The organism is Xanthovirga aplysinae (assembly GCF_009711365.1).
Taxonomy (GTDB): domain Bacteria; phylum Bacteroidota; class Bacteroidia; order Cytophagales; family Cyclobacteriaceae; genus Xanthovirga; species Xanthovirga aplysinae.
Genome location: NZ_SMMB01001191.1, coordinates 1 through 10,707, shown reverse-complemented (window position 1 = coordinate 10,707; position 10,707 = coordinate 1). Strand labels below are relative to the sequence as shown.

At 40.0% G+C, this 10,707-nt stretch carries 7 protein-coding genes; all 7 read left to right on the top strand.

The genetic code is table 11. The features are described from left to right. The first annotated feature begins 21 nt into the window (after window positions 1-21). Complete coding sequence (gene cobN, locus E1171_RS16235) at window positions 22-3,765, top strand: cobaltochelatase subunit CobN (protein ID WP_155207103.1); 3,744 nt, start codon at window positions 22-24, stop codon at window positions 3,763-3,765. An 81-nt stretch (window positions 3,766-3,846) separates the two neighbouring features. Beyond that, the gene (locus E1171_RS16230; RefSeq protein WP_155207102.1) at window positions 3,847-4,491 is read left to right on the top strand and encodes a DUF4937 domain-containing protein; all 645 of its coding nucleotides are present in this window, start codon (window positions 3,847-3,849) and stop codon (window positions 4,489-4,491) included. Between the two features lie 133 nt (window positions 4,492-4,624). After that, window positions 4,625-6,088: a cobyric acid synthase gene (locus E1171_RS16225; protein WP_155207101.1), complete on the top strand. Its 1,464-nt coding sequence runs from the start codon at window positions 4,625-4,627 to the stop codon at window positions 6,086-6,088. A gap of 2 nt (window positions 6,089-6,090) precedes the next feature. Next, window positions 6,091-7,158: a pyridoxal phosphate-dependent aminotransferase gene (locus tag E1171_RS16220; RefSeq protein ID WP_155207100.1), complete on the top strand. Its 1,068-nt coding sequence runs from the start codon at window positions 6,091-6,093 to the stop codon at window positions 7,156-7,158. Window positions 7,159-7,253: 95 nt separating this feature from the next. Next, window positions 7,254-8,162: an adenosylcobinamide-phosphate synthase CbiB gene (gene cbiB / locus E1171_RS16215; protein WP_155207099.1), complete on the top strand. Its 909-nt coding sequence runs from the start codon at window positions 7,254-7,256 to the stop codon at window positions 8,160-8,162. A gap of 60 nt (window positions 8,163-8,222) precedes the next feature. Then, complete coding sequence (cobA, locus tag E1171_RS16210; protein ID WP_155207098.1) at window positions 8,223-9,482, top strand: uroporphyrinogen-III C-methyltransferase; 1,260 nt, start codon at window positions 8,223-8,225, stop codon at window positions 9,480-9,482. Further along, entirely contained in the window at window positions 9,482-10,423 is a 942-nt protein-coding gene (locus E1171_RS16205; RefSeq protein ID WP_155207097.1) for a sirohydrochlorin chelatase, read from the top strand. The genes cobA and E1171_RS16205 overlap by 1 nt, the downstream gene beginning before the upstream one ends. The last annotated feature ends 284 nt before the right edge of the window (window positions 10,424-10,707 follow it).

The window sequence follows — 10,707 nt, the reverse complement described above, 5'->3', positions numbered from 1 at the left end:
AAAAACTTTAAAATTTTTTAAATGCATTTAATCGCAACAATTCCCGGGGGTTGGGACCCCAACGATGAGGGTGTTTTTCATATAGAACAGTCAGCTGGTGATATTGTCATTTTAACAGCTGCCGACACGGAAATTGCTGCTTTGAATAAGGCTTATGCAAGCTTAAAGAACGAACAGGAAGATTTACCTGTTTTGCGTATGGCCAACCTGATATATCTCAAAAAGGAGCTCACTATAGATACCTATTTGGAGGAAGTAATCTCTCAGGCTCGTTTGGTGGTAGTGAGGATGTTGGGTGGACGTTCCTATTACGCTTATTTGGCAGAGGCTTTAAAGGATTTATGTGGGGAAAGAAATATTCCTTTGTTAATGCATGGGGCTTTTGAGCCCGATCCGGAATTATTGCAAATGAGTTCCGAACCTTTGCATGTGCAACAGCAGGTGAGTCGTTATTTTGATCTTGGTGGTGTTCATAATATGAAAGCTTGCTTGAGTTTTTTGAGTAAACATTTTTTGGGTAAAATACTTGAAGTGGATGCACCACAGGAGTTTCCGGAGCTCTTTTGGTGGACTTCCGGAAAAGGAATTTTTGCAAAAGGTATTGCTCAATTAATGCCACAGGGTTATTCCTTTTCACCAATCATTGCCTACCGCTCTCACTTTTTGTCTGGGAATTTGACAGTCTTTGAGGAGCTTCAAAAACATTGTCAAAAAAATAAGCTTTTTGCACCAGTTCTATTTATACAGGGGCTACGTGATAAATCTTTGGTAGGGCAATTGGAAAAGCAGTTGAAGTCTTCGCTTAAGCCTTCAGTAATTTTAAACACCACGGGTTTTTCTATTAAGAATATTGGAGAAGAGACTACCACCGAACAACTCTTTGATCGCTTGAATGTACCGGTTATCCAGGCGATCCTTGCCTCTAATACATATGAAGATTGGAAGGAAGGATCTTATGGTCTTACTCCGGTAGATGTAGCCATGAATATTGCGCTTCCGGAAGTAGATGGTCGAATTATTTCTAAACCAATTTCTTTTAAAGAATCTTCTGGAAAAGATTCTTTAACTGACAGTGATATAATTAGTTATAGTCCTTTCTTTGAAGGAATAGTTCATGTGGTTAAGGCCTCAAAATATTGGGTGAATTTACAGGAATTGGAAAACAGGAAAAAGCACATTGCTCTTGTTTTACCCAATTATCCAAATAAGGATAGTCGACTGGCTAATGGAGTAGGTTTGGACACTCCTGCCAGTTGTATTCGCATTCTCCAATCTTTAAAAGATAGTGGATATGATTGTGGGGATCAATTTCCTGAAGATTCCAAGGAGCTCATGGAAACGCTCACTTACTTGGTGACTAATGATTCTGGCACCACTTATCAACGCCCTTATCAGTTACTTTGCTCATTAGAGATTTTCCAAAGTTGGCTTCAAAAATGGCCGAAGGACTTATTGCAAAAGATTAATCAGCAGTGGGGTTCATTAGAAGGTTCCCCTTATTTTACAGATGAGGGAATAATAATTCCAGGTTTTCAAACGGGAAATATTTTTGTAAGTATTCAACCGGCAAGAGGTTTTAATATGGATCCTCAGGCCATTTATCACTCTCCGGATCTACCTCCCACCTGGCAATATTTGGCTTATTATTGCTGGTTGCAAGAGCAGTTCCAAGCTCATGCTGTGGTTCATATTGGAAAACATGGTAATTTGGAATGGTTACCTGGCAAAAGCCTGGCCTTAGGTAAAGAAACTTGTTTTCCAACTAATATTTTAGCTCCCATACCTCATTTTTACCCCTTTATAATCAATGATCCGGGTGAAGGGGCACAGGCAAAGAGAAGAACCCAGGCTATTATTTTAGATCATTTGGTGCCTCCTATGACAAGGGCGGAAACCTACGGTGGTTTAATTAAACTTGAACATCTCGTCGATGAGTATTACGATGCCGCCCAATTGGATCAAAAGCGGGCAGATGTAATCCGTCAGCAAATACAAAGTCTTGTTCAACAAGAAAAACTAGACCAGGACTTGAATATGGATGCTTCCGATCCTGACGATATCTTGATGAAATTAGACGGATATCTTTGTGAATTGAAAGAGGCTCAAATCAGGGAAGGTTTGCATATTTATGGGCTTCCTCCCAAGGGAGAATCTCTAGTTGACTTGCTCATCGCTTTGCATCGTAGTCCATTGTTGGAAAGCAAAGGTTTAATTCATGCTTTGGCATTGGAATATGGGACTATGGAAGACCCCGTCTTAATTCCCCCAACAGATAGTATCGAAGTGGAGGCAGAGGGTACTTCTTTTAGGAATGCAGGAAAGTGGCTGACCTGGCTGGAGGAAAAAGCCCGTGTATGGGTTCGGCAATTAGTTGAAACCGGAGATGCTCCAGGAAAAGGAAATGCTTTGGATGAGGTAAAAGCTTGTATTCTGAATTACACTTTGCCTAAAATCCTCGCAACAGATGAGGAAATAAAAAACCTTATAAAGGGGTTATCAGGAGCTTTTGTTCCTTCTGGTCCTTCAGGGGCTCCTACTCGTGGCAGAGCTGATATTCTGCCTACTGGAAGAAATTTTTATTCAGTTGATACTCGTACGGTCCCAACTCAGGCGGCCTGGAAAATTGGCGAGCGTTCGGCTTCTCTAATTATTGAACGCTATTTACAAGAGCATGGAGAATATCCAGAAACGATCGGTATTAGTACTTGGGGAACGTCTACCATGCGAACAGGAGGAGACGATTTGGCCCAGGCAATGGCCTTAATAGGTGTTCGTCCTGTTTGGCAAAAAATGAATCGTAGGGTGGTGGATTTTGAGGTGATTTCCCTCATGCAGTTGGGCCGCCCAAGGGTGGATGTAACCCTCCGAATCTCAGGTTTTTTTAGGGACGCTTTCCCTGATTTGATTAATCTTTTTCAGGCTGCAGTAGAGAAGGTGGCCCATCTGGACGAAGATTTTGATGATAACCCCATTCGTAAGCGGTTTGTTGAGGAAAAAAGTTGGTGGAAAGGTAAAGGCATTGGAGAACAACAAGCAAAAGATCGTTCCCTTTTTAGGGTATTTGGGTCTAAACCTGGAGCTTATGGGGCGGGATTACAGGCTTTGATTGATGAAAAGAACTGGAAAGACGAACGTGATCTGGCTAATGTTTATATTAATTGGAGTAGTTATGCCTATGGATCAGACCAAAAGGGAGTCAGCGCACATGAGGCTTTCCGTAGGAGACTGAAAGACATGCAAATTGTTATGCATAATCAGGATAACAGGGAGCATGATATATTGGATAGTGATGATTATTATCAATTTCAAGGCGGTCTTTCTGCCGCTGTAAGCGTGGAAAGAGGGGAAAAACCTGCTTTATACTTTGGCGATAATAGTAAAATTGAACAGCCCAAAGTAAAATCCTTGAAGGAGGAGCTATTAAAAGTTTACCGATCACGAGCAGTAAATCCAAAATGGATAGAAAGTATTCGCAAACACGGGTATAAGGGAGCATTTGAACAGGCTGCCACCATGGATTATCTTTTTGCCTGGGATGCAACTACCAACGAAATTGAGGATTTTATGTACGAGGGCATGAGTAAGGCCTATCTGACCGACCCAAAAAATAAAGCTTTTTTGGAGGAGCATAATCCTTGGGCGCTGAGGGACATGTCCGAAAGAATGTTGGAAGCTATAAACCGGGGCATGTGGCAAAATCCTTCGGAAGAAATAAAAGAACAGTTGCAGGAAATCTGGCAGGAGGCCGATTGTATAACGGAATGATGTGAGCCCTCATAGAAGTTCTTGAATACATATAGTGTGGTATGGAAAAATGAGTTGTTTTATTATAAAAAATTAAAATACATGTACGTCAAATGGATTGTTTGTCAAGTGGAGGAGGATAAAAAGGAATCATTTTCTGAAGCCCAGGTAGAATGGATTAAAATAGGGCAAAGTCAGGGCTTAATGGGGCAAGTTGGGGGATGGAATAAAAACCGTGAAAATGAAGCGTGTATTATTTCTTTTTGGAAAAATAAATCAGCCCTTGAACGTTTTATGCAAACCCTCCATGATGAAGTTTTTGAAAGAAATAGACAGGCTGATTTTTACAGTAATATTTCGGTTAGTTATTTCAATGGTAAAATGCCTATGGTTGGAATGGAGAAAAGTTTAAATGAGGTAATTTCAAAAGCTCAATTTTTAAGAATTGCAGACTGCAAAGTGATAAAGGATAGGCAGGAACAGTTTGAGAAGGTACAACAATCCATTTGGCTACCGGCTATGCAGATAGCTAATGGGATGTTAGGAGGTGAATTTTCGGTGGCTGAAGAGGAGTCAACTCGATATCTGGTCGCTACATTTTGGGAGACCGAAGTTTTGCATGAAGATTATGTGCGAAATATCTTGCCAGGTTTAAGAAAAAAGGCTGGGGTATCTAATAATATTATTGATTTAGGGGGAAAAGGAATAGTCCTAGAAGAGAAATGGAGAGTCTTACCCAACCTTTGATATAAATGCCAGGACAATTTTTTAGGAGAAATTGATAACCAATAGCTATAAGATTACCTAAATAGGTGCCTAAAACATTAAGTTGGAGACCAAAAGAGCCTCTATGTAGGATTTTTATCAACCAAAATTAAAAATGAATAAATTCAAGCCCGTCATGTTCGTCGGGACCGCTTCAGATGTAGGAAAAAGTGTCCTGGCAACTGCTTTTTGTCGTGTTTTGAAACAGGAGGGGTACCAACCTGCGCCCTTTAAGGCTCAAAACATGTCTTTAAATAGTTATGTCACTCCTGAAGGGCTAGAGTTGGGACGTGCTCAGGCAGTGCAAGCTGAAGCCTGTAACATTCCTTCTCATACGGACATGAACCCTGTCTTATTGAAACCTAATTCGGAAAAATCTTCTCAGATTGTTTTAAATGGAAAGCCAGTAGGGAATCAATCTGCCAGGGAATATTTTTTAGGGAACAATAAGGAAAAGTTATTTGAAGAAGCTAAAGCCGCTTTTCAACGACTTCATGAGAAGTATTCTCCTATTGTTATGGAAGGGGCAGGAAGTATTTCCGAATTAAACCTAAAGAAAAGGGATATTTCCAATATGCGTATGGCAATGGCCGCCGGGGCCGATGTCTATTTAGTGGCTGATATTGATAAGGGGGGAGTGTTCGCCAGTGTCTATGGGAGTATTCAATTACTAAACCCCGAAGAACGGAAACACATCAAAGGGATCATTATCAATAAATTTAGGGGGGATGCTAGCCTTTTTGAGGAAGGTAAAAATTTGATTAAAGATTTGACTGGTATTCCAGTTGTTGGATTACTTCCATATTTTAAAGATATTTTTATAGAGGAGGAAGATTCAGTTTCGCTTAAAAAGAAATTTAGCAAGGCGGTGGAAAAACGTCTTAACATAGGTGTGGTGCTGCTTCCCCATATTTCCAACTTTACGGATTTTAGCCGGTTGGAGAGAGACGAAAGAGTGCATCTTTTTTATAGCCATGATAAAGAGGAACTGGCTGCATCCGATATTTTGATCCTTCCAGGGACGAAAAGCACTATTGCAGACCTTCATTTTCTTAGGAGAAAGGGGATTGCTGAGGTTATATTACATGCTCATAAGGCAGGAAAGAAAGTAATTGGCATTTGCGGCGGTTACCAAATGATGGGGAGTTGGATAGAGGACCCTTACCAGGTGGAGTCTGAAATGGTAAGGTATCCTGGTTTGGGCCTTTTACCAGTAAACACCATTTTGGAAAAAGAAAAGCAAACCGTGGAACGAACTTTCCTTTATAGGGACTTGGATACTCCTTGTAAAGGGTATGAGGTCCATATGGGAAAAACGATTGGTAGCGGAAATCCCTTGATCTATTTTCAGGATGGAACCACTGATGGTTGTTGGCTAAGTGATCAGTGTTGGGGCACCTATTTGCATGGAATATTGGATAATGCAGTTGTATTAGACGATTTGTTGAGAGAGAAAGGCAATAGGTCTGAAGATCTCTTGAATTGGGCTGATTTTAAGCAACAACAATATGACAAGCTTGCGGATCATCTTCGAAGGCATTTGGACCTGGACTATATGATTAATCTTTTAAATGCTTAGATATGCTGCACGGACACGGAGATGACGGTTACTTATATGAAGATCAAAAGATTGGTAAATCATTGATAAATTTTAGTTCTAATGTTTCCCCTTTTGGTTTAGACGAAGGGCTTAAGGAATATTTACAGGGGAAGATTACCACAATTGATCACTATCCTGAACCTGATGCTCATTCACTCAGCAGGAGTTTGGAGGAATTTCATCAAAATGGGAAGGTGTTGGTGACTAATGGGGCTACAGCAGCCTTTTATTTGATAGCAAGGGCCTTTTCCGATAGGCAAGCTGTAGTTTTTGCGCCTTCTTTTGCGGAATATGCTGATGCCTGTCTGTCTGCTGGTTTAAAGGTGAGTACTTTACGGGTTCCTTTTGAGCAAAGACATTTTCCATTTAAAAAGGAGCTCTTGTTTATCGGAAATCCCAATAATCCCGATGGAAAGTTAATTTCTGTGCAACAACTACTTTCATTTGCTGCTAAAAATCAGGAGGCTTTGATAGTGGTAGATGAAGCTTATATGGATTTTGCTGAAAGGGAAGAGTCGGTAGTCCCTTTTTTGGAGGACCAAAGAAATTTGATCGTGGTGAAGTCCCTGACCAAAACATTTTCCGTTCCTGGAATTCGTTTGGGATATATTTTAGCCGCACCGGAAATAATTGAGCACTTAGGGCAAAAAATGGAGCCTTGGTCAGTCAATGCCTTAGCTTTACATGCTGGGGAATACATTCTTTCACATTTTGGAGAATTATTACCTGATTATAAATTATTGCATCAGTGGAGAGATGAGATTATAGGCGAATTGAGGAAATTGAAAATATTGGAAGTACTCCCAACTTGCACCCATTATTTTCTGCTAAAGTTAAAAAAAGGAAAAGCAAAGGAGTTAAAGCAATTCTTGCTGCATAATTATGCAATTCTAATTCGGGATGCTTCTAATTTTGTAGGACTGAATGAACAATACATAAGGGTGTCAGTACAATCTCCAGAAAATAATCGCTTATTGTTGGAAGGACTAAAAGTTTATAGTTCAATCTTTGAGAAAACTGAAAGTAAAACCTTTAAAATTATTGATTAGAAAAGATCCATAAGCATAGACAATGGATGGTATTTATTTCCATTTTCGATCTATTCCTAATCTTATAATTTGAATAATCTTGTTAACCTTAATCCATGACGGTAGCAATAGCTTACATATTAGACCTCATCTTTGGAGATCCCTATCATTGGCCTCACCCCGTAAGCGCTATGGGTAAAGCCATTAGATGGGGAGAGAAAAAGTGGAACAGAGACAATAAACGTTTTTGGAAGGGAATGATGCTTTCTCTCTTTTTAGTGGGATTAACTTTTACCATGAGTTGGGGCATACTTTTTTTAGCAAAGAAGTTGCACCTATATGCTTACTATGTGGTGGAAATAGTGGGTGTTTATTTTTGCTTGGCAAATCGCTGCTTGATTGATGAAGGAAAGGCCGTTTGGAAGGCTCTGGAAATGGGGTTAGATCAAGGAAGGGAAAGGTTGAGCTGGATTGTGGGAAGGGAAACTCAAAAGTTGAGTGAACAACAGGTAAAGAGGGCTACTTTGGAAACACTTTCGGAGAATCTAAGCGATGGTGTGGTGGCTCCTTTGTTTTGGTTGGCAATAGGAGGGCTTCCTGCTATGATGGCTTATAAAATGGTCAATACTTTGGATAGTATGATTGGATATAAAAATAGACGCTACATTGACTTTGGCAAATTTGCTGCCCGTCTTGATGATGTTGTCAATTTTATCCCGGCTCGTTTGACGGGATTACTGATCGTTATCCTTAATGTTTCAAGAAGGGGCTTAGTTTATATGTTACGTTTTGGTCAGGCCCATAGTAGCCCCAATGCCGCCTATCCAGAAGCTGCATTAGCAGGAGTTTTAAATGCTCGGTTTGGAGGCCCCAATTACTACCATGGCCAGCTTGTCAATAAGCCTTTTATCGGGGAAACAGAGAAGAGATTAACCAAAAAGGATTTAATAATTACGGTAAGAACCAATCATGGGGTAAGCCTGCTGATGGTAGCACTTATTGTGTTGATACAATTTGTTTCGTAGGGACATGATACAACCTTAAATACCCTTTTGTAGCGTTGTGTCTGATTTTGTGTGGAATTTATGAATGAAGATCAAAAACATATTATTATCACTGGTGGGCCGGGTAGTGGAAAAACTACTTTAATTAATCAGCTTGAAAGAATGGGGTTTGGAAAAGCTGAAGAGGTTCACAGAAAGATAATTCAGAAGGAGCAGAACAGTGGAGGGAATGGCTTACCATGGGAAGATTTTGAGCGGTTTGCAGTTTTGGCAAAAGAAGCTTTTAATAATAATTTTCAGATTACCCATTCTTCCTGCTTTCTTTTTCATGATAGAGGAATACTTGATTTGGAAGCCTATCAAAGGTATTATGCCAAAGACCTAGAGATAAGCTTTGAAGAGTTTCGGAATTATGAAAAAACTGTTTTTTGGTTAAAACCAAATGGTAGTTGGTATAGAAATGATCCTCAAAGGCCTCAAAGTTTAGAGGAGGCCCTGCATTTAGGAGATTTGATTTACCAAAATTATAGTGAAAAGGGATATGAAGTTGTTGAGGTAAAGGGGAAGAACTCGAAAGAAAAAGCGCAATTTATTTTAAATTTTTTAGGCTTGAAAACAAGAAAAATAAATATAGTGGGAGCAGGCCCAGGTGATCCGGACTTACTCACCATAAAAGCACATCGCCTTATTCTTGAAGCGGATATCATTTTCTATGATAACCTTGTTTCTGCCGCAATCCTTAATCTGAATGAAAAAGCAGAGAAGATATATGTGGGTAAGAAGTTTGGGGACGGGCGAAATCCAGTTGAACGCCAGGCTGAAATTAACCAGTCAATGGAGGAAAGCTATAGGGAAGGTAAACATGTTGTACGGTTGAAATCCGGAGATCCTTATGTGTATGGCCGAGCGGCAGAGGAAGTTCGTTATATGAAGGATAAAGGCTTACCCTGTGAAGTTATTCCTGGGATAACCGCAGGTTTGGCGGCAGCATGTTCTTTAAACATTCCACTCACGGAACGATTGCGGTCCAGTTCCTTTGTATTTTGTACGGCCCATACGGCTGATTATTCAGATGAACAGCTGAATGCTTTGGGAGAAATGATGGCACAAGGTGCTAACCTCGTCATGTATATGGGGTTTACTTCTCTAAAGAAAATTTGCCAACGATTTAGTCCATACGTGGATGATTCCATTTTCATTACGGCTGTTTCTAATGTAGGGAGGGAAGAAGAAGCCTGGGTATCTTGCCCAATTACAGAAGCACCAGAAGGTATTTTATCAGTGAACCTGGCCTTGCCCGTAATCTTTATTATTGGAAAAAATGCAAAACCAATCGTATAATGAGTAAAAAGGGCATATTACTTTGTGGTCATGGAAGTCGAAAAGCTACGGGTACAGCTGCTTTTAAGAATCTGGTTAAAATCCTTACCCAAAGATATTCCACTTATGAGGTAGATTATGGTTTTTTGGAATTTAATCACCCTCTTTATGAAGCTGCTGTGGAACGCCTGTATCGAAGAGGTGTGAGGGAAATATTGGCCCTTCCTGTAATCCTATTTGCTGGGGCTCATGCCAAAAATGATATTCCTTATGAGCTGAACACTATTCAAAGTTATTATAAGGATCTCCAAATTAAAATGGGGAGTCCAATAGGAGTCCATGCCTCTTTGTTAGAATTGGCTAAAAAGCGAATTTTAGAACAAGCCCAGCTGCAGGAAGGGAGCAATGACTTTTCCCAAGATTGTCTATTGGTAATTGGTAGGGGAACTACCGATCCTGATGCCAATTCTGATGCCCATAAATTGATGAGTATGCTTTGGGAAGGTATGGGATTTAAATTTGGCACCGTGGCTTATTCTGGTACAGCTTATCCGGATGTAAAGCAAGGACTAGATTTGGTGGGCCAGATTCCCTTTAATCGAATTTTTGTTGTTCCTTTCTTCTTTTTCACGGGTATCTTGTTAGAAAGAATTTACGAACAAACAAGCCTTCACCTCCTTAATGAAAAGGCAAAAATAATATGTACAGATAGTTTTAATACCGATGAATTATTGTTGCGCATTTTTGATGAACGTCTGGAAGAAGCCAAGAGTGGAACCGGCAATATGAATTGTCAATTATGTAAGTACCGACGTCAGATTGTGGGATTTGAGCAAGAGGTGGGTAAAGAACAAATCGGTCATCATTTAAATGTAAAAGGGATTTTGTTTGAAGAGGAAGAAAAAGTAGGGGAGAATAGTAAGGGAATTGGAGTGAAATTAAAGAAGATGTTAGGGCTATAGGGATTTGTTAAGATGGGCTAAGGAACCATTGAAAAATTAAAGTTCCCATGTTGTTAAAGGATAGATTTTGGGTTCCTAATAGCTTCCTCGTAAGAGAACTTGAGGATTTTATGAGATGGTATATTTTCATAAAGGAGGGTGGGTGAATCAAAAGCGGGGTATGTGTAGTCTTGCGGGGGTAAGCTTTTTGAATTCTTCAGAAAATGATTGATTTCAAAGGACTTCAGGACTCCTAAAGGGGAGTTCTTGATTTCTTGGTTCGTTTTGTATCAAGACAAAATGAA

Coding starts and splice junctions, on each gene's coding strand:
- cobN (WP_155207103.1), top strand. CDS start 22: ATGCATTTAATCGCAACAATTCCCGGGGGTTGGGACCCCAACGATGAG.
- E1171_RS16230 (WP_155207102.1), top strand. CDS start 3,847: ATGTACGTCAAATGGATTGTTTGTCAAGTGGAGGAGGATAAAAAGGAA.
- E1171_RS16225 (WP_155207101.1), top strand. CDS start 4,625: ATGAATAAATTCAAGCCCGTCATGTTCGTCGGGACCGCTTCAGATGTA.
- E1171_RS16220 (WP_155207100.1), top strand. CDS start 6,091: ATGCTGCACGGACACGGAGATGACGGTTACTTATATGAAGATCAAAAG.
- cbiB (WP_155207099.1), top strand. CDS start 7,254: ATGACGGTAGCAATAGCTTACATATTAGACCTCATCTTTGGAGATCCC.
- cobA (WP_155207098.1), top strand. CDS start 8,223: ATGAATGAAGATCAAAAACATATTATTATCACTGGTGGGCCGGGTAGT.
- E1171_RS16205 (WP_155207097.1), top strand. CDS start 9,482: ATGAGTAAAAAGGGCATATTACTTTGTGGTCATGGAAGTCGAAAAGCT.